Raw genomic sequence first — 21406 nt, 5'->3', positions numbered from 1 at the left:
CGACGGCGCTTGCAAAGAAAAGACGACCGGCAAAGAAAAAGGGGCCCCGAAGGACCCCTCTTGGTCTTTAGCCCAGCAGGTGGCCCCATTGTTGGGCGCGGGACTGCTTGCTGTTGGTCGTCTTGCCCAGGGCGCGCAGTTCGTCGCGCTCCTTGGCCTTCTCTTCCTTGCGAACCCGCATCTCGGCGGCTTCCTGGGTCTTACGTTCCTTGCGCTCGGCGCGCTTGACCGCGAGGATCGCTTCCTGGCGGGCCACGGCTTCGAGGCGGGCCTTTTCCTTGGCTTCGGCGCGGGCGGCGCGGACGGCTTCGAGTTCGGCGGCGCGTTGCTCTTCGCGCTTGTCGAAATCGGGGTCCTGGACGGTCGGCTTGGCCTTGAACTTGGCCAGCATGGCCTTCTTGGCCTCCTGCTGGGAGGAGATACGATCGGCGAATCCGGTGTTCTTCAGGTGCGACATGAATCTTCGTATTGTTTGGAGGCGGCGGCTCTTAACCCCAGATCGACGCAAAAATCAATGCGTCATCAGGCCCATCGCCCCTTGCCTAGTGGGGGTGATGCCGAGAGAGCACGCTCCAGATAGGAAGCGTTCGACGGTTTCGATAGACCCCGGCCGTCGGTTAATTCGTCCGGATTGGGGATGGTTTTGCCCCTCCACGAAGCCGATGGCGAAATCCTTAAGTATTCCGGCCACTTGACGCGCGATGCGGTCACCTTGACGCACTGCGGCGACGTCTATAGGTTCCGCGCCGATCAAGCCGGCCGGAAAAGCGCCTTGTTTTGGCGCGTCCGCGGCGTTTTCGGACCTGCCGCTTCCCATGCCCAAGGCCGACGAACCGAACGACAAGGCTCTGCGAAGCCTCGACGCTCGGCTCGACGCATTTGAGGCGAAGAAGGCGGCTGAGAAACCCGCCAAGGCGGAGTCCGAGAAGGCCAACCAGGACGGCTACCGCCTCCTGGCGGACCTGATCGGGGGCGTACTGGTGGGTCTCGGCTTCGGCTGGCTGCTCGACCATTACGTCCACACGAGCCCCTGGGGCATGGTCGGCGGTCTGCTGATCGGTCTCGGGTTCGCGATTTTCTCCATCGTCCGCAAGGCGATGAAACTGAGCGCGCAGGCGTCGGCGCCGTCCCCGCAGGGGAATGCCGACGGACACATGGGAGACGGGCCAACCGTCCCCAAGCAGAAGAGAGACTAGGGCCGATGGCCGATCCGATGCACCAGTTCCAGATCCAGAAGATCGTGGAACTGCCCACCGTGACCGTTCCCGGCCTCGGCGCTATCGACCTGTCGATCACGAACTCGGTGTTCGCGATGCTGCTGGCGGCGCTGCTGGTCATCACGTTCTACAGCCTGGCCGCGCGCAAGGCCGTCATTCCGGGCCGCCTGCAGGCGGTGGGCGAGATGCTCTACGGACTAGTCGATGGACTCGCGGAGTCGATCATCGGCCATGACGGCAAGAAGTTCCTGCCGTTCATCTTCACCCTGTTCGCCTTCGTGCTGTTCATGAACCTCCAGGGCATGTTCCTGGTGTTCACCGCCACGTCGCAGCTGGCCGTGACCCTGACGCTGGGCCTGATGGTCATCCTGACCGTGGTCGCCGTCGGCTTCGCCAAGAACGGCCTCAAGTTCTTCAAGCTGTTCGCCCCGTCGGGCGTGCCGTGGCCGCTGTACTTCCTGCTGGTGCCGATCGAGATCCTGTCGTTCCTGATCCGTCCGATCACCCTGGGCCTTCGTCTGTTCGGCAACATGCTGGGCGGCCACGTCGTGCTGAAGATCTTCGCCGGCTTCGTGATCGCCCTGGGCGGTCTCGGCGTGCTGGGCTGGGCCGGTTCGGCCCTGGCCCTGACCTCGGTCGTCGCTCTGACGGCCCTCGAGTTCATGGTGGCCTTCCTGCAGGCCTTCGTGTTCGCGGTGCTCGCATGCGTCTACATCAACGACGTCGTGCACCTCGACAGCCACTGATCAACCTTTAGTCTTTCAACCAATACCCTCTTCAAGGAGTCTCTATCATGGACGCTGCTGCTGCTAAGTACATCGGCGCTGGTCTGGCCATGCTCGGCATGATCGGCGCGGGCGTGGGCCTGGGCGTGATGTTCGGCAACTACTTCCAAGGCGCCCTGCGCAACCCGACGGCCGCCGCTCAAGAGCGCCCGATGCTGTTCCTGGGCATGGCTCTGACGGAAGCCCTGGGCATCTTCGCCCTGGTCATCGCCTTCCTGATCCTGTTCTCGTAATCCGACCCTGGAGCGCGGCGCTTCATCGGAAGCGACGCGCTCCATGCTTTTGTTTTCTCGCGCTTCCTGGAGCCGGGCCGGATCCCGGCCCGCTCCAAGCGCACTAGCTGAGAGGCGCCCTCGCCCATGGCGACGGAACATCACGGCACGGTCGAGACGACTGAAGCCCCCAAGCACGAAAGCGGCGGCCTTCCGCAGCTGCAGTTCGAGCACTGGGCGGGTCAGATCGTTTGGCTGCTGCTCATCTTCGCCTTCCTCTACGTCGTGCTGTCGAAGGTGCTTCTGCCCCGCGTCAGCGGCGCGATCGACGAGCGTGGCGGCAAGATCGCCGGCGACATCGCCGACGCCCGTCGCATGAAGGACGAGGCGGAGGCCCAGGCTCGCGCCGCCGCGGCCGAGGTCGCCGAGGCTCGCGCCAAGGCCCAGAAGACGGCCGCTGACGCCAAGGCCAAGGCTTCGGCCGAAGCCGCCGAGCGCCAGGCCAAGGAAGAGGCCGTCCTGGCCGAGAAGCTGGCCACGGCCGAAGCTTCGATCCAGGCCGCCCGCGACGCGGCCATGAGCCAGGTCCGCGTGGTCGCTCAAGAGACGGCCGGCGCGATCGTCGAGAAGCTGACCGGCAAGGCGGCCTCGGCCGCCGAGCTGAAGTCGGCCCTGGCCTAAGGAGCGCTGAAAATGGAACACGAATCCCTGTTCAGCCTGTCGAACCCGGAATTCTGGGTTCTGGTCGCCCTGGTCATCTTCTTCGGCCTACTGGTCTTCCTGAAGGTCCTGCCGGGCGCGCTGTTCGGCGCGCTGGACGGCTACGCCGCCAAGATCAAGGCCGAGCTCGACGAAGCCCAGCAACTGCGTGAAGAGGCCCAGGCCCTGCTCGCGGACGTCAAGGCCCAGCGCGAGGAAGCCGAGCGCCAGGCCACGGGCATGCTGGAAGCCGCCAAGGCCGACGCCAAGCGTCTGGCCGAGGAAGCCAAGGAAAAGCTCGAGGAGCAGATCAAGCGTCGCGCCGAGATGGCCGAACGCAAGATCGCCCAGGCCGAGGCCCAGGCCGCCGCCGACGTGAAGGCCGCCGCGGTGGATCTCGCCGCCCAGGCCGCCGAGACCGTCCTGGCCGCCCGCCTCGCCGGCGCCAAGAGCGATCCGCTCGCCGACGTCGCGATCAGCCAGATGGGCGCCAAGCTGCAATAGCGGCCGGTCCCACGGACAAGACGAAGAGGGCGCGGGCCGCGAGGTCCGCGCCCTTTTTCTTATGTCGCCGCCTGGATCGAGAAGCTCTGCTCGACCAGGGTCGCCTCGCCGAAGATGGTCATGAAGGCGATGTCAGCGGCGTCGCGGCCGGTGGCCACCCGGACCAGGCCGTCGATGGGCGCCAAGCCCGTGGCGTCGACCAGCCACCAGCGGCCGCCCAGATAGACCTCGGCGATGGCGTGCAGATCCGGCGGCTCCAGCCGCCAGGCATAGGCGCTGACCGCGCGGGCGGGTATATCCGCGGCGCGGCACAGGCCGATGACGAGATGGGTGAAATCCCGGCATACCCCGGCCCGATCGATCAAGGTGTCGACCGCCGTCGTGCCCGCGTCGCTGACCCCGGCGCGATAATTCACGTTCTCGGCGATCCAGGCCAGGATCGCCATCACCCGACGCCCGCCCTCCAGGTCTCCGAATTCATGCCGGGCGAAGCGCTCGAGGCGGTCCGAAGGGCTGTAGCGGCTGGGCCGCAGGAACGGCAACACCGCGCTAGGCAGGTCGCGGATGGCCATCGCCGGCGCCGCCGACAGATCCGGAGCGCGAGGCGCGATGTCGACCTGGGCCCGGTAGAGGGCGTTGATCCTTCCGGAGGCCGTGAACACCGTCCGCCGCTCGAAGGTGACGGGATCGTCGACCCGGACCGCGTCGACATTCGGCCAGAAGGTCAGGGCCTCGGATCGCACGACCTGGTCGGGCCCGTGCGCCGCCTCCACCAGCAGCAGCACCTCGCACGGGGTCGCGAAGTCGTAGGTCAGCGAGGCTTCGACATCGAAACGCATGGTTTGTCCTGGAGGGCGATGGGCGCGGCGCGCCCCTGCTAAATCCCCATGGACCTGATGGGTTCAGGACGATCTTCGCCCGTCGGACGGGTCAGGCCGGTTTGGCCGTCTTCCGCGCCACGTAGCGCTTCACCCGCTTGCGGGTCTTCTTCAGCAGCCGCCAGCGGGCCTTGCGCAGGACCAGTTTCTCGGTGCGCAGCATCTGCTGCCAGACGACCAGCAGCACCTCTGGCTCGCGGCGCATCAGGCGGCGGATCGGGAAGACCAGCTTGGGGTGGCGCTTCTGCCACTTGATGAAGGTCTTGCGCGCCTGGAACGAGTAGCGCAGCACGATCATCAGCCCGATGACCAGCAGCGGCAGGCCCACGTGGCCCGGCAGCGGCGTCAGCACCGCGCCGGCCAGGATCACCAGCGCGCCGAAGCCGATGGCGATCCAGCGGAAGGCCCGGGCGGCGGATTCGCGCAGCAGCAGCGCCAATCGCGCGCGGCGACGGACCCTGTGCTTGATGTCGATAGTCGTGGCGATCGCGTTCACCGCCCGGACCGCTTCATGGCGCGGCGCTTGAGGCCCTTGCGCCACCGAACGGCCGCCCGCCACTTGCGCGGCACGATCAGGCGCTCGACGCGCAGGGCTTGCTGCCAGGCCACCAGCACGACCTCGGGCTCGCGGCGCAGCAGGCGGCGCAGCGGGAAGATCAGCTTGGGGTGGGCGTGCTGGAAGCGGACGAACTGCTTTCGGGCCTTGAACGAATTGCGCAGCACCAGCATCAGGCCCACCACGGTCAGCGGCAGGCCCAGCGGACCGGGCAGCGGCGCGATCAGCGCGCCGCCCGCGATCAGCAGCAGGCCGAGCGTCACCAGCGCAATGCGCAGGAATCGCGCGATGAACTCACGAGCGAGGTCATCGGCGGATCGGTGGGCGCGCGACATGGCGAGGACGAGAGCAGTCATGGGAGGACAAACGGGCTTGCGCTTCGCCTGCTCCCTGGGAAAGCCAGCCAGCCCCGACGCGCCCCCCCGATATGTGGAGGGATGAGGGCGCCGTAAAGGCGCCCTTCCGTCGCAACAGGGGTATTGAAAATGCTATTCAGCGGCTAGTGGCGCCGCGGCCACAGGTTTCCACCTCAACCGGGGCTTGCGAGCCGCTTGAGTCTCGTCAAGGCGCCGAAGGGGAGCATGGAACGGCGCGCCCTTGAAGCGCTCCGTCTCGCCGGCTTTCGCCGCCCCGGCCAGCAGACGCAGCGCCTCGATGAAGCGATCCAGCTCCTGCTTGGACTCCGTTTCGGTCGGCTCGATCAGCATGGCGCCGTGAACGACCAGCGGGAAGTACATGGTCATCGGGTGGAAGCCCTCGTCGATCATCGCCTTGGCGAAGTCCAGCGTGGTCACCCCGGTGCCTTCCAGCCAGCTGTCGTCGAACAGGGCCTCGTGCATGCACGGCCCTTCGGGGAAGGCCGGGCTCATCACGTCCTTCAGGCGAGCCTTGATGTAGTTGGCGTTGAGGACGGCGTCCTCGGCCACCTGGCGCAGGCCGTCGGCCCCGTGGCTGAGCATATAGGCGTAGGCGCGGACATACATGCCCATCTGGCCGTGGAAGGCGCTCATCCGGCCGAAGGCGGTCTTGGCGCCCTCCTCACCCGCATGTTCGACCATCGAGAAGCCGTCGTGGCCATGGACCAGCCAGGGGGTCGGGGCAAAGGCGGCGAGCGCCTCGCTCAGCACCACCGGACCCGCGCCCGGCCCACCGCCGCCATGGGGCGTCGAGAAGGTCTTGTGCAGGTTGATGTGCATGGCGTCGACGCCCAGGTCGCCCGGGCGCACCCGGCCGACGATGGCGTTGAAGTTGGCGCCGTCGCAGTAGAAGTAGGCCCCCGCCGCGTGGGTCAGACGGGCGATCTCGACGACGTCGCGTTCGAACAGGCCGCAGGTGTTGGGGTTGGTGACCATGATGGCGGCCACGTGGTCGCCCAGCTTGGACTCCAGGTCCGCCAGGTCGACGCGGCCATCTTCGGTCTGGGCGATCTCGACGACGGTGTAGCCGACGAAGGCCGCCGTGGCCGGGTTGGTGCCGTGGGCGCTGGTGGGCGCCAGGACGGTCTTGCGGTGGCCGTTGCCGGCCGCCTCGTGGGCGGCACGGATGGCCAGCAGGCCGCACAGCTCGCCGTGGGCGCCGGCCTTGGGCGACAGGGCCACCGCGGGCATGCCCGTGAGCGTCTTCAGCCAGTGGGCCAGGCGGTCCATCAGCTGCAGGGCGCCCTGCACGGTCGACTGAGGCTGCAGCGGGTGGATATCCGAGAAGCCCGGCAGGCGCGCCATCTTCTCGTTCAGGCGCGGGTTGTGCTTCATCGTGCACGAGCCCAGCGGATACAGCGCCAAGTCGATGGCGTGGTTCTTTTGGCTGAGGCGCACGTAGTGGCGGACGGCTTCCGGTTCCGACAGGCCCGGCAGGCCGATCGGCTCCGACCGCAGCAGGCCGGCCAGGTCGCTGGACGGAGCGGCGGCCTCCGGCAGGTCGACGCCGGTCTTGTTCCAGCCGTCCAGTTCGAAGATCAGGGCCTCGTCCTGCAGCAGGCCACGACCGCCCGTGAGGGTCTCGTGACCGGTCGCGCCGTCATTGGCGGCTTCGGGACGCGTGGGGCGGCCGACGTTGTTCATGCTCATTGGCCCACCACCTTGGTCAGCAGCTTGGCGAAGAAGGGAATATCGATATCCAGCGTGGTCTCGGTGGCCGCGACCAGCAGCACGTCGTCCATGCCCGCGCCACCGTCGAGGCGCGAGAACGGCACGCCGGCGATGATCCCGTGGCCAGCCAGGCTCTCGACGACGTCGGCGGCATTGCCTGGCACGCGGATGGCGAACTCGTTGAAGAAACGCGGGGTCAGGACCTCGACGCCCGGCACGGCCTTGAGGGCGTCGCGCAGGGCCAGGGCCTTCTGGTGGTTCAGGGCGGCCAACTGGCGCAGGCCCGTCTCGCCCAGCAGGCTCATGTGGATGCTGAACGCCAGGGCGCACAGGCCGCTGTTGGTGCAGATGTTCGAGGTCGCCTTGTCGCGGCGGATGTGCTGCTCGCGGGTCGACAGGGTCAGGACGAAGCCGCGCTTGCCGTCGGCGTCGACGGTCTCGCCACACAGGCGGCCCGGCATCTGGCGGACGAACTTTTCCTTGCAGGCGAACAGGCCGACATAGGGGCCGCCGAAGTTCAGGCCGTTGCCGATGGACTGGCCCTCGGCCACGGCGATGTCCGCGCCCATCTCGCCGGGCGACTTCAAGAGGCCGTACGAGACCGCCTCGGTCGTCACCACGATCAGTAGCGCGCCAGCGGCGTGGGCCGCCTCGGCGATCTTCGTGACGTCCGTGACCGTGCCGAACACGTTCGGGGTCTGGACGACGACGCAAGCGGTGTCGGCGTCGATGGCGGCGATCACCGCGTCCTCGGCGTCGATGGCGGGGGCCATCGCCTGGGTCGCGACGCCGGCGGCGTGGGCCAGGGTCTCGATGGTCTCGACATAGTGCGGGTGGACGCCGCCCGACATCACCGCCTTGTTCCGGCGCGTGACGCGCTGGGCCATCATCACGGCTTCGGCCGCGCCGGTCGATCCGTCATAGAGCGAGGCGTTGGCCACTTCCATGCCGGTCAGGGCCGCGACCTGGGTCTGGAACTCGAACAGCACCTGCAGCGTGCCCTGCGCGATTTCCGGCTGATAGGGCGTGTAGCTGGTCAGGAACTCCGACCGCTGGATGATGTGGTCGACCGTGGCCGGCACGTGGTGGCGATAGGCGCCGGCTCCGCAGAAGAACGCGCCCTCCCCCGCCGAACGGTTGCGACGGGCCAGGCCGGCCATCTCGCGCTCGACTTCGATTTCGCCGGCGTGCAGCGGCAGGTCGACGGTTCCGTCGCGGCGGGCCGAGGCCGGCACGTCGACGAACAGATCGTCGATCGACGTCACGCCGATCGCGCCGAGCATCTCGACGCGGTCTTCGGGGGTCAGGGGGAGGTAACGCATTGTGCTCTTCCGCTCATCCCCGTGAAAACGGGGACCTAAGCTGAGGTGGCCGCATGGGTCCCCGCTTTCGCGGGGATGAGCGGGGTTCTTACAGGGTGCTCAGGAACGCTTCGTACGCATCGCGGTCCATCAGGGCGTCGACCTCGACGGGGTTCGACAGCTTGATCTTGGCGAACCAGCCGCCGCTTTCCGGCAGGGCGTTCACGGTCTCCGGCGCATCGCCCAGTTCGGCGTTGCCTTCGATGACCTCACCCGACACCGGGGCGTAGACGTCCGAAGCGGCCTTGACGCTCTCGACGACGGCCAGGCCCTCGCCCTGCTTCACGACCTTGCCGGCTTCCGGCACTTCGACGAACACCACGTCGCCCAGTTGCTCGGCGGCGTAGGCGCTGATGCCGACCGTGGCCACGTCGCCTTGGACGATGACCCATTCATGATCTTTGGTGAAACGCATCTCTGTCGGCCCTTGATTAGAGTTTGCGGACGTAACGATTGGCGACGAACGGGGTCGCGACCACCTCGGCGGCGGCCTGCTTGCCACGAACGATGACCTTGAGCTTCGTGCCCACAGCCGCATAGGCCGGCGGGGCGAAACCGATGGCGATGGGGAAGCCCAGGCTGGGGGCGAAGCCGCCGCTGGTGACCTTGCCGATCACGTTGCCGGCCTCGTCGGCGATCTCGGCGCCTTCGCGGGCTGGGGCGCCTTCCAGCACCTTCAGGTTCACGCGGACGCGGCTCAGCTCACCGGCCAGTTCCTTGCCGATCCGGGCCGCGCCCAGATAGTCGCCGGCCTCGCGGCGCGACTTGCCGACGGCGAAGTTCAGTCCGGCCTCGATCGGCGAAACCGTCTCGTCCAGGTCGTGGCCGTACAGCGGCAGGCCCGCTTCCAGGCGCAGGCTGTCGCGGGCGCCCAGGCCGATCGGCTTGACGCGCGCGTCGGCCAGCAGGGTGTTCCACACCCGCTCGGCGGCGTCGGCCGGGACCGAGATCTCGTAGCCGTCCTCGCCGGTATAGCCCGAGCGCGAAATGATCGCGTCGACACCGAAGGCGGTCAGGGCGCGGGCGTCCATGAACACCATCTGCGCGGCTTCCGGCACATGGGCGGCCAGGACGGCGGCGGCTTCGGGCCCCTGCAGCGCCAGCAGCGCGCGGTCCTCCAGGCGGGTCACCGTGGCCTCGCCGGCCAGGCTCTCGGCGATGATCTTGTAGTCGTTGTCCTTGCAGGCGCCGTTGACCACCACGAACAGGCCGTCGTCGTCCGGACGCGCGGTCATCAGGTCGTCGATGATCCCGCCCTGCGCATTCAGCAGCACTCCGTAGCGCTGCTTGCCGGGCTTCAGGCCCTGGTAGTCGGCCGAGACCACCTTCTCGAAACTCTTGGCCGGGTTTTCACCGCGCAGTCGGGCCTGGCCCATGTGCGAGACGTCGAACAGGCCGGCATGCTCGCGCGTCCACAGGTGCTCCTTCAGCACCCCGTCCTTGTACTGAACCGGCATCGAATAGCCGGCGAACGGGACCATGCGGGCGCCGGCCGCCACGTGGGCGTCGAAGAGCGGGGTCTTCTTGAGGTCTTCGGACGAACTGGGGTCGGACACGGGGCGGGCTCCAAGCGGGGTCGGCGACGGGACCGGCGTCCGCCGGCAAGTCGCCCCCGCTGTCCCTTGGACCTGAGAGATTCCGGCCTTCCCCCTCTGCTGCTTGGGGTCGGCCTTGCTCCTTCGGCGAGCCGCCCTGTCGGGTGGCTACTTTCCAGCGTTCCTAAACCCGCGCGGTCCTTTTGCCTGAGCGTTTCCGGGGCGGTTGCGCCTTCGGCCTCGGGAGCGAATCCCGATGTCTCCCGCGAGGGTCTTCGGCTCAATGCGGGAGCCGGGGTCGAGAGTCAACGGCGCATCGGTTGCAGCGCTTCAGAACGCCTTAGGAAGCCCGGCCTGCTTCAGAACCTCGTTAGCCGTGTGCCGGCTCCTCGATCTTGGAACGGTAAGGATCTGCCCGTCAGGGCGCTTCCACTTCTCATGACTACCTTTGCCGCCGGGCACGCGCTCGCAGCCTGCATTGAGCAGGAGGCGAACGAGATCCGGATAAAAGTCCTTCGGCATCAAGGCACTCGCCAACAGCGAACACCGTCATGTAACCGCGATTCGCCCGCGCCCACCGGTTGCCCACAGGGCATATCCACAGCCCTTGCACAGAAAATTGCGCAAGTTGCTGATTTTTATCGACTTAGCTAGGCAACTGCCAATTCGATAGTTCCGTGCGCTCGGATATCTAGCGGCACCTTGCCCTTCAGCCCGAGGTTTTCGGACAGAAGCTCAGGTGCTAGCGCACTAACAAGATCGACAAATTCCGTCAGGCTGGCTGCCTCGACGACCAGACCGGGAATGTTGCTCGACGAAGTCCAGACACCGGCCTCGGCATCCCATTCCGCCGCAACATGATAGACGCTGTCGCTCATGATCCGATGATGCACGCGTGCAAAGGGAACGCCAAGACCGATCCTACATCCGTTCCGGTGCTTCGATGCCCAGCAGGTCCAGGGTCAGCTCAAGCTGTCGCAGGGTGGTCTGGGCCAGGGCCAAGCGCGAGGCGCGCAGGTCCGGGGTGTCCGCGCTCATGATCGGGCAGGCGGCGTAGAACTTCGAGAAGGTCTGGGCCAGCTTGTAGGCGTGCTCGGCCACGAAGTTCGGGGCCTTCTTGTCGTAGGCCTCCTGCAGGGCGCCCTCGAAGGCGTCCAGTAGGATGGCCAGATCGCGCTCGGCCTGTTCGTGGATCACGATCGGGCCAGCGGTCGCGCCCGCCTCGGCCGCCTTGCGCAGCACGCTCTTGATCCGCACCGACTGGTACAGCAGGTACGGACCTGTCTTGCCCTCGAAGCTGGTGAACCGGTCGAGGTCGAAGACGTAGGACGTGCCGCGGAAGTTCTGCAGGTCAGCGAACTTCAAGGCCGCGACGCCGACCTTGTGAGCGGTCTCTTCGAAGGCCTCTTCCGAAAGCTCGGCGCCCAGGCCGGCCTCGCGCAGGCGCTCGCGGGCCTTCTCGCGGGCCATCTCAATCAGGTCGTGCAGCTTCAGGACGCCGCCGGCGCGGGTCTTGAAGGGCTTGCCGTCCGCGCCGTTCATGGTGCCGAAGCCGATGTGCTCCAGCGACCCTTCCTGGGCGTAGCCGGCCAGGTAGGCGGCGCGGAAGACCTGCTCGAAATGATCGGCCTGACGCTGGTCCACGCAGTAGAGGATCAGATGCGGATCGAAAGAATTACGACGGTCCAGGATGGTGGCCAGATCGGTCGTGCCGTACATCGCCGAGCCTTCCGACGAGACGACCAGCAGGGGATCGGGGCTTTCGACCTCGATCACCCCGCCGTCCGGAAGCTTCTTCTTTTTGGTCTCGCCGGGGCGCGCCACGCGGACGATGCGCGCGCCCTGGTCCTCGACCAGCAGGCCTTTGGCCTCGAGTTCGCGGACCATCGGCTCGATCAGGTCGTTGACGTCGCTCTCGCCCTTCCAGAGATCGAAGTCGACGCCGAGGGCGTGAAACTCGCGCTCCAGGGCCACGCGGCTGACCTTGACGAAATGACCCCACAGCAGGCGGTAGCCGAAGCGGCCGTTCTGCAGTTCGGCGGTGGCCTTGCGAGCGCGTTCCTTGAACGCCGGGTCTTCCTTCTGGCGGAGGGAGGCGGCCGGATAGATCCGGTCAAGGTCGGCCAGGGTGATCCGGCCGTCCAGGAAGGTCTTCAGCTTCAGGGCCTCGGCGGACTCAGGATCGCTCGCCGCCTCGGGCAGCGCCTCGACCAGCGTCCGGATCTCGGCGTCCTCGTCCAGGATGGCGCTGATCAGCAGGCCCATCTGGAAGCCCCAGTCGCCGAAGTGGGCGTCGCCCAGCACCTCGTCGCCACGGAAGCGGTACAGGCGCTTGATCGACTCGCCGATGATCGAGGCGCGCAGGTGGCCCACGTGCATCGGCTTGGCGACGTTCGGGCCCGCATAGTCGATCAGGACCCGGCGCGGGCTCTCCAGCATCTGGGCGCCGACGCGCCCATCCGAGGCGATCTCGCCGACCCGGACCGACAGGGCCTCGTCGCTGACCCGCAGGTTGATGAAGCCGGCGCCGGCGATCTCCACCGAGGCCAGGCGCGGGTCGTCCTTCAGGATGTCGACGACCTGGGCGGCGATCTCGCGCGGATTGCGCTTGGCGCTCTTGGCCGCCGCGAGGGCGCCGTTGCACTGGAAATCGGCCAGGTCGGGTCGGTCGGAGGCGGTGACGCGTCCGAACTCGGGAGGAAGTCCGGCGGCCTGGAAAGCGGCCGCGGCCGCCTCGCTCAAGGACCGCTTCAAATCGTTCATTGCTTGGTGGTCGTCCCTGGTTGGGTCTGGCTCTGCTGAGCCTGGGCCGCCTGGCCGGCGTTGACGCGGAAGCGCTTGCCCTCACGGTTGAAGGCGGCCATTTCCGGCGTCACGTCGAAGCCGATCAGCACCTCGAAATTGCCGCCGCTGACCTTGGCGTCGGCGCGCGGAATGGTGATCTGCTCAAGCGTCTCGGTGACATAGACGCGATCCGCGCCATTGGCGAAGGTCACCGGCAGGTCGAAATATTCCTTGGCGATCACGGCCTGGTTCCGCTCGGTCACGGCCACCCAGTAGCGGTAGACGTGCTTGTCGCCCTGAGCCTGCGGGCCGCGGCCCAGCTGGAACAGGACCTCGGCGCGAATCTTGATCGGCTCGTCGCTCTTGTAGGCGCAACCCGAGGCCAGGCTCTGGATCTCACCGGTGAAGCCTGCCTGGCTGGCCGATTCCTTGGCGTCCTTGAACTCGACATAGCGGCTGGCGTCGTACAGCACCTTCACATAGGGGCACGGGCCGGCGTTGCGCAGTTGCTGCAGCGGCGCCTTGGGCTGGTTCCACTCCTCGTCGCGCTTCTTCTTCTTGGCGGCCTGGTCGCCGTCGTCCTGGCCGCCACCGCCGCCGGGGCCTTGGGCGTGAGCGATCGTCGCCGTCGTGGCGGCGATCGAGACGGCCATCAGGGCGCTGAGGGCGAACGAGAAGGTGCGGCGCATGAAACGTCGGTTCCGGACAAGAAGAGCCAAGCGGGGCCATGGAGCCCCTTCGGCGTCATGCAGCCTGATAAAGGCATATGCGTGACGTCGCAACGACGCAGACTCCTGGCGCCGAGGGCTTCGAGCGACTAGTTTCCGCGCCATGAACGCCCAGACCCCGATCCGACGTCCGATCTCGCTCGTGCTGGCCAGCCCGCGCGGCTTCTGCGCCGGCGTGGATCGCGCCATCCAGATCGTCGAGCGCGCCGTCGAGAAGTTCGGCGCGCCGGTCTATGTGCGTCACGAGATCGTGCATAACCGCCACGTCGTCGATCGCCTGAAGGCCCTGGGCGCGGTGTTCATCGAGGAACTGTCCGAGGCACCCGACGACCGCCCCGTCGTGTTCTCGGCCCACGGCGTGCCCAAGTCGGTGCCGGCCGAGGCCCGGTCGCGCCAGATGATCTATCTGGACGCCACCTGTCCGCTGGTCTCCAAGGTCCATGTCGAGGCCCAGAAGCATTTCGACGCCGGCCGCGAGATCGTGCTGATCGGCCATGCCGGCCACCCCGAGGTGATCGGCACCATGGGCCAGCTGCCCGACGGCGCGGTGACCCTGATCGAGGACATCAACGACGCCGCCGCCTGGACGCCCAGGGACGTCTCAAACGTCGCCTTCCTGACCCAGACCACCCTGTCGGTCGACGACACCGCCGACATGATCGCCCTGCTGCGCGAGCGCTTCCCCGACATCGCCGCCCCCCACAAGGAAGACATCTGCTACGCCACCACCAACCGCCAGGACGCGGTCAAGCATCTGGCCGAACAGGCCGAACTGGTGCTGGTGGTCGGCTCGAAAAACTCGTCCAACTCGGTGCGTCTGAAGGAGGTCGGCCTGAAGGCCGGGGCCCGCGAGGCCTACCTGATCGACGACGCCCACGGCATCGACTGGAGCTGGTTCGAAGGCGTGTCGCGCGTGGGCCTGACCGCCGGCGCCTCGGCCCCCGAGGACTTGGTGCAAGGCGTCATCGACGCGATTGCCGCGCGGTATGATACGACCGTCGAGGAGCTGGTCGAGGCCCGAGAAACCATCACCTTCAAGCTGCCGCGCCTGCTGACTGCTTAGGGTGGAGGCTGTGTGGAAACGCCTCTGACCGTATCGCGAGGAGGGGCGGCGCGGAGCTTTCTTTCTCAGGCCCGCATCGCTGCGATGAGCGGTTGGGCGCCGACGACGGCGATGGCGCGTTTGAGATTGTAGGCCAAGACATGCAGGCTCATCTCGGCGGCCACATTGTCCATCCGCCGGGTCTTGAAGTGGGTGGCTCCCATCCAGGCCTTCAGGGTTCCAAAGACGTGTTCGACGGTCTGTCGTCGGATGCGCATAGCCTTGGGATGGCGGTCCAGCCTTCGCTGCATGGCCTCGATGACGGCCTCGTGCTCCCAGCGTGTGACGCGGCGCTCCTTGGCCGGGGTGCACTGGGATTTCAGCGCGCAGCTCTTGCAGGCGGAGAGGTTCCAGTAGCGGTGCAGGGTTTGCCCGTTCTCCACGGTGGTCATGCGCCGTGAGAGCGTCTCGCCCGCCGGGCAGCGGTAGGCGTCCTGGGCGGGATCGTAGACAAAGTCCGGCTTGCCGAAGCGGCCATCGGCCTTGGCCCCCGAGGTCAGGGGCTTGGGCACATAGGGTGTGGTTCCGGCTTGCTCGCAGGCCAGGATTTCCGGCCCCGAGAAGTAGCCCCGGTCGGCCAGCACCGTCAGCGCGTCCGTCCCCGTCGCCGCCTTGGCCCGCGCCGACATGTTGGCCAGTTGGCTGCGGTCGTGGCCCTGGTTGATCACCTCATGGGCGACGACGAGATGGTGTTCGGCGTCGACGGCGGCCTGGACATTGTAGCCCACCATCCCGGTCCCCTTGCCGTGGGTGGCCATGGCCCGCGCGTCGGGGTCGGTGAGTGATATCTGCCCGTCCGGAGCCTGGGCGAGTTCGACCTCCATGGCCTTGAGGTCGCGCACCTGCCGCCGCAGCGCGTCCAGCCGGTCCTTCAGGCGGTCCCCGCGCAGTTGAGCCTCTTCGCCTTCCTGGCGATCCGCCGCGTCGAGCGCCTCCAGATAGCGCCCGATGCTCGCCTCGGCCTGCTCGATGCGCCGACGCACCGCGCCCGGCGTGTAGTTCTTGTCGCGCGTGCTCACCGCCTTGAACCGGCTGCCGTCCACCGCCACCACGCCGCCGGTCAGAAGGCCGATGTCCCGGCAGATCGCCACGAAGGCGGCGCAAGCCGCCCGCAGCGCCTGGCCATTGTCGCGGCGGAAGTCGGCGATGGTCTTGAAGTCAGGAGCCAGCTTTCCCAGCAACCACATCAACTCGGTGTTGCGCCCAGCTTCGCGCTCCAGCCGCCGGCTCGACTGCACCTGGTTCAGGTATCCGTAGAGATAGAGCTTCAGCATCGCGCCGGGATGATAGCCAGGCCGCCCCGTCGAAGCGGCCCGCACCCGGTCAAAGCCGAGCGCTCCAAGATCCAATTCGTCCACGAACGCGTCGATCACCCGGACCGAACTGTCCTCACCGACGTAATCGTCCAGGCATTCCGGCAGCAACGCCACCTGCCGACGATCCTCTCCCTCGATAAAGCGCGCCATCCCGCACCTCCGAAGCCCTCCCCTAAAGACTACGGTGCTTCGGTGTTTTCACACAGCCTCGGTGGTTAGCAGACCTATCCCTAACCTTGGGATCTGAGCAGGGTGCGCAGGCGAGCAACCTCTGCCAAAAGGCGCGGGACATCTTGCCGGGCAGAAGCCATGAAGTCCTGATCGGCGGGGGTTGCGCCCACCATTTCGATGTCATCGCCAGCGGTTGAGATCATGCTCGATCCAGACGTGTGATCGCGCCCTTCAATCCAGGAACGCCATGGACCAGGTGTCGCCTGGTCGCAGCGAGCGGCTATTTCTCTCAGGTCATCGTCGGTCATTCCACTACCGTTACGCACAAGCTCAACGTCCGCAACGGTGGGAAGCGGACCTAGACGCCGAGCCAGCGGAGCCCGCCTGGCAGTTCGCCCGTTGCATAGTCCACCTGCAGGACGCGTCGGTGCATCGGCGAGCTGGCCCGCTCTGAGGCGTGAAGAATTGGGGTAGCATACACCCACACGTCTCCTGGCTCGGCCAAGCAGGCTGCGACGCCGCACTCGTCTACGACCTGCGGCACCTCCGGCTCCGGTATGCGTCCCCGCCTGTGGGAGCCGGGTGCGATCAGGAGAGGAGCGTTGGTCTCCGTCACTGGGTCGAAATGCACCCGCAGCGTCATCATTTGCGACAGGAGGTCAAACGGAGGTGCTACGTGGAGCGCTCCATGCTTTCGGCTCCACGGGCCGAAGCCTTCGACATCCACCCGCTCTTGAACAGCAATCACCCGGTCCTGGTGCCAGGCCAGGGACCAATTTGTGGAGGCTGTCTTGTCGAAGAGGATGGCGCGAACAGGTCGAGCCTGCTCCCCCATGAATGATGCTGCAATCTGACCGACGAGCCCCGTCGCTTGCAAACACGATGCGAGCCCCGGGACGCCGAATAGCCGAACGCCGGCTTGATCTGCCGGCTGCTCCTTCAGGAGGTCGATGACGCCGACCAGATCTGCGCTTTCCAGCGCGCCCTGGACTAGCTGCGCGCCGTCTGACGCGATCTTCAAGCGCTCTGGGGAGGTCCGCACTTGGCTACGCATTCCTGAGGACTAGCGCGGCGGGCACGAAGCCTCAACGTCCAACTCTGACGGCGAGCGTGCAGCCGACCTCATCGGCGTCAGCAGAGGGTGGATGCCGGGCGTCGACTGCCGCATTGTCGGCAGCATGCACTCGATCCGTCTTCAAGTCGCCGCCATGGGCGCCTACCTGTTCGCCACGAGCGGCCTTCGCGCGCGTGTCGTTGAGGGAAGCTCTCCGAACCGCTCCCGATACCGACGGGCAAAATGCCCGAAGCTGGAGAAGCCGCAGGTCATGGCGACGGAGATGACGGAGTCTTCTTCTTCGCACAGCAGCATGCGATGCGCGTGATCGAGGCGAAGTTCGCGGACATAGGTCAGTGGCGCGATCCCTCGATGTTGCTTGAACCGGGCGAAGACGCTCCTGACACTGACGCCGCAGGCGGCGGCGATCTCTTCGACGGTCAGCGGACGGTTCCAGTTCGCCTGGATATAGTCCTCAAGCACCTTCACGGCGGCGACGGAGGCGCTCTTCGGCTCCTCGGCTAGGCGATCGGCGAAGCCGGCGAGGTTTTCGATGAGGAAGGCGCTGCTCAGCGCCTGGCCCATCTCGATAAGCGGCATGTCGATATGGGTCTCCCTCGCCAACATCCGCGCGAGGGAGAGGGAGATTTGCCGGGAGCGAACGCGCGCCGAGGTCGCAAGCGCCTCCAGCATGGGCATGGCGAACAGACCGGGTTGCGGATATCCGACGATGGCCTCGGCTTTGCGCCGCAACGCATCGACGTCGAACTGAGTGACGATATGCTGATAGCCGGAGGCGTAGGAGGCCTGAAACGAAGAGTCGGGCGGCACGATCGTCGTGCTGTCGGCATTGATTTCAGCTTGCCGGCCGTCCGACGAAATCCGCCCCTGGCTCGTCAGGCACAGTAACTGCCTGACGCCGGCCATATTGGAAAACGCGATATCCACGGGCGTGTCATAGCGGCAATAGTGCAGGGTCACGCCACCCACCTGCACGCGGTTGGCCTGAGCGAAGAAGGGCAGGTCTCCGTGGCCCGCGCCGGTCAGCGCCGCGCCATACTTGTCGCCCAGAATTTCCGCCAAGGTGTCACGATCGCTCGCCCGCAGGATGAGATGCGAAGCCGATGACAAACGCTGATCAGGAATTGGCAGATCACCCAACACTCAATCCTCGATTGCCCACCTTATAGTATTGTTCAAGTTCGATCCACACTCAGGACCTGCGTCAAATTGCCCTATACTGCGGATCGATTCTGCAGACCTGCACTTTTGGAACAATACTGGCAGTTTGGGATAAATTCCAATTTAATCGAGCGCGCATACTAATTTGGCGAGGAAACTCAATTTGCTAGATTTTCAATCCCTGGAGACCTGAGCAAGGCTAGGCGATCCAGCGACCTTTCCCGGAGAGCAGCATGTTCGGCATTCAAACCACGTCCGGCGCGGGATCCTCGCAAACGCTCGCCGCGATTGGACGCGCGCTGGCGATCATCGAGTTCGATCTCACCGGCAAAATCCTCACCGCGAACGACAATTTCTGCGCTGCCCTGGGTTACGCCTTGTCCGAGATCAAAGGACAGCATCACAGCCTGTTCGTGGATCCGGCTTTCTCTCGCACCCCAGAATACGCCGCCTTCTGGGCGAAGCTTGGACGTGGGGAGTTCGATGCTCAGGAGTACCTGCGTATCGGCAAGGGCGGCGCCGAGGTCTGGATCCAGGCGTCCTACAACCCCGTTCGGAACGGGAGAGGCGTCGTTACCAAGGTGGTCAAGGTCGCGACGGTGATCACGGCAGAGAAGCGGCGCAACGCCGAATTCGAAGGAAAGATCGAGGCGATCTCACGCGCCCAGGCAGTGATCGAGTTTACGCCCGATGGACAGGTCGTCACCGCGAACGAGAATTTCCTGACGGCCCTGGGCTACGCCCTTCCCGAGATCCAGGGCCAGCACCATCGGATGTTCGTCGAGCCGGCGCTGGCTCAGTCGACCGAATATCAGGACTTCTGGAGAAAGCTGAACAACGGCGAGTTCGTCGCCGCCGAGTTCAAGCGCATCGGCAAGGGCGGCCGCGAGGTCTGGATCCAGGCGTCCTACAACCCGATCTTCGACGACAAGAAGCGCGTCATCAAGGTGGTCAAGTTCGCGACCGACGTCACGCCGCGCGTTCGTGCCGTCGAGGAGGTCGCCAACGGCCTCGAGCAACTGGCCCGGAATAATCTGAAGCACCGGATCGAGGCAGTCATCGACCCGGCCTTCGAAAAGGTTCGTCAGGACTTCAACACCGCCATGCGCATGTTGGACGAGACCATGACCGCCGTGTCGGGGTCGACCGACAGCGTCAGCAGCGGCGCGGAGGAGATCGCATCGGCGTCTTCTGACCTGTCGCGCAGAACCGAACAGCAGGCCGCCAGCCTGGAAGAAACCGCCGCCGCCCTCGACGAGATTACCGCGACGGTTCGTCGCAGCGCCGAAGGAGCCAAGCAAGCATCCATGGCGGCGACCGCCGCGCGCGGCGACGCGGCGACATCGGGCCGGGTGGTCGGCGAAGCGGTCGCGGCCATGGGCGAGATCGACAGTTCGTCGCGTCAGATCACCCAGATCATCGGCGTGATCGATGAGATCGCTTTCCAGACCAATCTTCTGGCGCTGAACGCCGGCGTCGAGGCCGCGCGCGCCGGAGAGGCGGGCCGGGGCTTTGCCGTAGTGGCGTCGGAGGTTCGAGCGCTGGCCCAGCGTTCGGCCGATGCCGCCAAGCAGATCAAGACCTTGATCGCCACGTCCAGCGCCCAGGTCGAGCGCGGTGTGAAACTGGTCGACGAGACGGGGCGAGCGCTCACCGGGATCGTCGAACGGGTGACCGAGATCGACGGCCTGATCTCCGAGATCGCCAAGTCCTCGCAGGAGCAGGCGACCGGTCTTCATGAGGTCAACACCGCCGTCAACCAGATGGACCAGGTAACTCAGCAGAACGCCGCCATGGTCGAGGAGGCTACCGCAGCCGCAGCCAACCTGAAGGCGGGCTCCCAGGAACTCGCGGAGCTGGTGGGTCGGTTCCAGACCGGCGCCGGCGGCGGCGGGCGCCGCCCGCAGGTCGCGCAGCCGGGCCGCGATCGCCCCGGCCACAACCCGGTTGCGCGGCAGCAAGCCAGAGTCGCGGCGGCCATGGGAGGCGGCGGGGCGCTTCAGAAAGACCTCGGCTGGGATGAATTCTAGGGTGTTGGGGACGGGCGCCTGGGGCGCTCGGGCCAAATCGAGCAGATCGACTCAGCCGCCGTGCGCGCTTGCCATGCGCGCCTTGCTACAAGGACGACGCCGTGAACGTTGTTAGATTTCCCGACGCTAAACCTCTTAGATCTGGTCAGGTCCAGGAAGAGGCCGCAGCCTACCTCATCGCGGCTCTGCGGCAGATGGGCGAACCCGCGATGTCAGCCGAGCTGTTCGCCGTCGCGCGTGAGGCGTCCGGTCAAGGCGCCGATTGGACGGACGCGTTTTTGGAATCCCTCCTTGAAGGGCTGAGTGAAACGGGCTTCGATGGAATGTCCGGAATTATAGTGTTTCGGACGGTCGCGCTCGGCAGCGAAAGGGCGTGGGCTTTCACACAAGCTTTTCGCAGCACGCTACGTATATTTGGTATGCCCTCGACTTTCCGCTCACTCCCTCGGCAAGCAGCTCAGTATGGCGTAGCAAAGTCGAGTGGCGCGCCGTTTGTCAATTTAGAGGTGCTTGACCGCTTAACCTATACCTAGCGGTTAGGTTCAGACGCTTCGAACCACCGAGCTTCGTTACCGGAAGAGGGGGCGGACGGCCTTCGGTCGGACTCAAGCATCGCGTTCTATCCACTAGGCTAGATCGCAACGGCCAACAATTGTCGGTCTCGGATCACACCCGCCTGGAACGACGGGAATACACCGACGCTGGCAAAGCCGAGCGCTGGCGCCCGACAGCGGACCTTCCGATCGTCCGCTCGGGGTCGAAAGCCGACCTCCCGAGGTCGGTGCGATCCTTAAATCTCTTGGAGGCTGCAGCGTGCAGGGCTGATCAGGTCAGTCAAGGATCGCCTCCAGCGACCGCGCGCGACGACGCGAAGCGTCGTCCTTGAGTGACCTGATCAGCCCTGCGATCGTCTCGCCGTGAGATGTAAGGATGGCTGCCTTCCTAGTAGGAAGACGGCTGGACGCAGCTCCTCAAGAGACCTCGTTCCTCGCGGTCAGGCCGAGACCAGCCCTTCCGACGTTACTTCGCCAACGCCTCGAACGTCTCTCGATAACGCTCAAGAATTTCGAGACCTAGCCTGACCTGCCGCTCCAGCTCAGCGTCGCGTCGGTCGGCATCGACATTGAAGTCCGGGCTCTGCGGCGCGGACGACGGCTGGCGTTCGGACTCGTCCATATCAGGCCTCCTTAGACACCATCATAGCA

23 protein-coding genes and 1 riboswitch are annotated in these 21406 nt (G+C 66.0%); of the genes, 7 read left to right on the top strand and 16 right to left on the bottom strand.

Annotated features, from left to right (window positions below; genetic code table 11):
• Positions 1–67: 67 nt before the first annotated feature.
• Positions 68–457 carry a DUF6481 family protein gene (locus MZV50_RS02290; RefSeq protein WP_252632817.1) on the bottom strand — a complete coding sequence of 130 codons (390 nt, stop codon included), beginning with the start codon at positions 455–457 and terminating at the stop codon, positions 68–70.
• A gap of 358 nt (positions 458–815) precedes the next feature.
• Between MZV50_RS02290 and MZV50_RS02285 the strand changes: the two genes are divergently transcribed.
• From MZV50_RS02285 to MZV50_RS02265, 5 genes are all read left to right on the top strand, one after another.
• Positions 816–1196, top strand: a complete 381-nt coding sequence (locus MZV50_RS02285; RefSeq protein WP_252632816.1) for an AtpZ/AtpI family protein — start codon at positions 816–818, stop codon at positions 1194–1196.
• A 5-nt stretch (positions 1197–1201) separates the two neighbouring features.
• Positions 1202–1963: a F0F1 ATP synthase subunit A gene (locus MZV50_RS02280; RefSeq protein WP_252632815.1), complete on the top strand. Its 762-nt coding sequence runs from the start codon at positions 1202–1204 to the stop codon at positions 1961–1963.
• Between the two features lie 47 nt (positions 1964–2010).
• A complete protein-coding gene (locus MZV50_RS02275) occupies positions 2011–2235 on the top strand; it encodes a F0F1 ATP synthase subunit C (protein ID WP_004615714.1) in 225 nt (74 codons plus the stop codon).
• 126 nt (positions 2236–2361) lie between these two features.
• Positions 2362–2895 carry a F0F1 ATP synthase subunit B family protein gene (locus MZV50_RS02270; RefSeq protein WP_252632814.1) on the top strand — a complete coding sequence of 178 codons (534 nt, stop codon included), beginning with the start codon at positions 2362–2364 and terminating at the stop codon, positions 2893–2895.
• Between the two features lie 12 nt (positions 2896–2907).
• Positions 2908–3417 (top strand): F0F1 ATP synthase subunit B, encoded by a 510-nt coding sequence (locus MZV50_RS02265; RefSeq protein ID WP_252632813.1) that lies wholly within the window; start codon positions 2908–2910, stop codon positions 3415–3417.
• A 59-nt stretch (positions 3418–3476) separates the two neighbouring features.
• Here MZV50_RS02265 and MZV50_RS02260 read toward each other — a convergent pair whose 3' ends face one another.
• The 11 genes from MZV50_RS02260 to MZV50_RS02215 form a co-directional block, all read right to left on the bottom strand.
• Positions 3477–4256, bottom strand: a complete 780-nt coding sequence (locus MZV50_RS02260; RefSeq protein WP_252632812.1) for a transglutaminase-like domain-containing protein — start codon at positions 4254–4256, stop codon at positions 3477–3479.
• A gap of 91 nt (positions 4257–4347) precedes the next feature.
• Positions 4348–4791 carry a hypothetical protein gene (locus tag MZV50_RS02255; RefSeq protein WP_252632811.1) on the bottom strand — a complete coding sequence of 148 codons (444 nt, stop codon included), beginning with the start codon at positions 4789–4791 and terminating at the stop codon, positions 4348–4350.
• A complete protein-coding gene (locus MZV50_RS02250) occupies positions 4788–5207 on the bottom strand; it encodes a hypothetical protein (protein ID WP_252632810.1) in 420 nt (139 codons plus the stop codon). Before MZV50_RS02250 ends, MZV50_RS02255 begins: the two co-directional genes overlap by 4 nt.
• 132 nt (positions 5208–5339) lie before the next feature.
• Positions 5340–6917 (bottom strand): aminomethyl-transferring glycine dehydrogenase subunit GcvPB, encoded by a 1578-nt coding sequence (gcvPB, locus tag MZV50_RS02245; protein WP_252632809.1) that lies wholly within the window; start codon positions 6915–6917, stop codon positions 5340–5342.
• The gene (gene gcvPA, locus MZV50_RS02240; protein WP_252632808.1) at positions 6914–8260 is read right to left on the bottom strand and encodes an aminomethyl-transferring glycine dehydrogenase subunit GcvPA; all 1347 of its coding nucleotides are present in this window, start codon (positions 8258–8260) and stop codon (positions 6914–6916) included. Before gcvPA ends, gcvPB begins: the two co-directional genes overlap by 4 nt.
• Before the next feature lie 88 nt (positions 8261–8348).
• On the bottom strand, positions 8349–8837 hold the full coding sequence (gene gcvH / locus MZV50_RS02235; RefSeq protein WP_289781897.1) for a glycine cleavage system protein GcvH: 489 nt from the start codon (positions 8835–8837) through the stop codon (positions 8349–8351).
• Positions 8731–9855, bottom strand: a complete 1125-nt coding sequence (gene gcvT, locus MZV50_RS02230; RefSeq protein WP_289781896.1) for a glycine cleavage system aminomethyltransferase GcvT — start codon at positions 9853–9855, stop codon at positions 8731–8733. Before gcvT ends, gcvH begins: the two co-directional genes overlap by 107 nt.
• A gap of 164 nt (positions 9856–10019) precedes the next feature.
• A riboswitch (glycine riboswitch) is annotated at positions 10020–10110 on the bottom strand.
• Between the two features lie 54 nt (positions 10111–10164).
• Entirely contained in the window at positions 10165–10356 is a 192-nt protein-coding gene (locus tag MZV50_RS26545) for a type II toxin-antitoxin system HicA family toxin (protein WP_354668919.1), read from the bottom strand.
• A 128-nt stretch (positions 10357–10484) separates the two neighbouring features.
• Positions 10485–10712, bottom strand: a complete 228-nt coding sequence (locus MZV50_RS02225) for a DUF1902 domain-containing protein (protein WP_252632806.1) — start codon at positions 10710–10712, stop codon at positions 10485–10487.
• Between the two features lie 43 nt (positions 10713–10755).
• Complete coding sequence (locus tag MZV50_RS02220; protein WP_252632805.1) at positions 10756–12597, bottom strand: arginine--tRNA ligase; 1842 nt, start codon at positions 12595–12597, stop codon at positions 10756–10758.
• Entirely contained in the window at positions 12594–13307 is a 714-nt protein-coding gene (locus MZV50_RS02215) for a Tat pathway signal sequence domain protein (RefSeq protein WP_252632804.1), read from the bottom strand. Before MZV50_RS02215 ends, MZV50_RS02220 begins: the two co-directional genes overlap by 4 nt.
• Before the next feature lie 142 nt (positions 13308–13449).
• Here MZV50_RS02215 and ispH point away from each other — a divergent pair, with 142 nt between their 5' ends.
• Complete coding sequence (ispH, locus tag MZV50_RS02210; RefSeq protein ID WP_252632803.1) at positions 13450–14409, top strand: 4-hydroxy-3-methylbut-2-enyl diphosphate reductase; 960 nt, start codon at positions 13450–13452, stop codon at positions 14407–14409.
• Between the two features lie 65 nt (positions 14410–14474).
• Here ispH and MZV50_RS02205 read toward each other — a convergent pair whose 3' ends face one another.
• From MZV50_RS02205 to MZV50_RS02195, 3 genes are all read right to left on the bottom strand, one after another.
• On the bottom strand, positions 14475–15914 hold the full coding sequence (locus tag MZV50_RS02205) for an IS1182 family transposase (RefSeq protein ID WP_252632802.1): 1440 nt from the start codon (positions 15912–15914) through the stop codon (positions 14475–14477).
• A gap of 379 nt (positions 15915–16293) precedes the next feature.
• The gene (locus MZV50_RS02200; protein ID WP_252632801.1) at positions 16294–16956 is read right to left on the bottom strand and encodes a phytanoyl-CoA dioxygenase family protein; all 663 of its coding nucleotides are present in this window, start codon (positions 16954–16956) and stop codon (positions 16294–16296) included.
• Positions 16957–17151: 195 nt separating this feature from the next.
• On the bottom strand, positions 17152–18150 hold the full coding sequence (locus MZV50_RS02195; RefSeq protein WP_252632800.1) for a helix-turn-helix transcriptional regulator: 999 nt from the start codon (positions 18148–18150) through the stop codon (positions 17152–17154).
• A 254-nt stretch (positions 18151–18404) separates the two neighbouring features.
• Between MZV50_RS02195 and MZV50_RS02190 the strand changes: the two genes are divergently transcribed.
• On the top strand, positions 18405–20201 hold the full coding sequence (locus MZV50_RS02190; protein ID WP_252632799.1) for a methyl-accepting chemotaxis protein: 1797 nt from the start codon (positions 18405–18407) through the stop codon (positions 20199–20201).
• 1020 nt (positions 20202–21221) lie between these two features.
• Here the strand turns inward: MZV50_RS02190 and MZV50_RS02185 are convergent.
• Complete coding sequence (locus MZV50_RS02185; protein WP_252632798.1) at positions 21222–21377, bottom strand: hypothetical protein; 156 nt, start codon at positions 21375–21377, stop codon at positions 21222–21224.
• Between the last annotated feature and the right edge of the window lie 29 nt (positions 21378–21406).

The organism is Caulobacter segnis (assembly GCF_023935105.1).
GTDB lineage: Bacteria > Pseudomonadota > Alphaproteobacteria > Caulobacterales > Caulobacteraceae > Caulobacter > Caulobacter segnis_B.
Note: the sequence above shows the minus strand (reverse complement) of the source record. Positions and strands in the feature narration are given on the sequence as shown.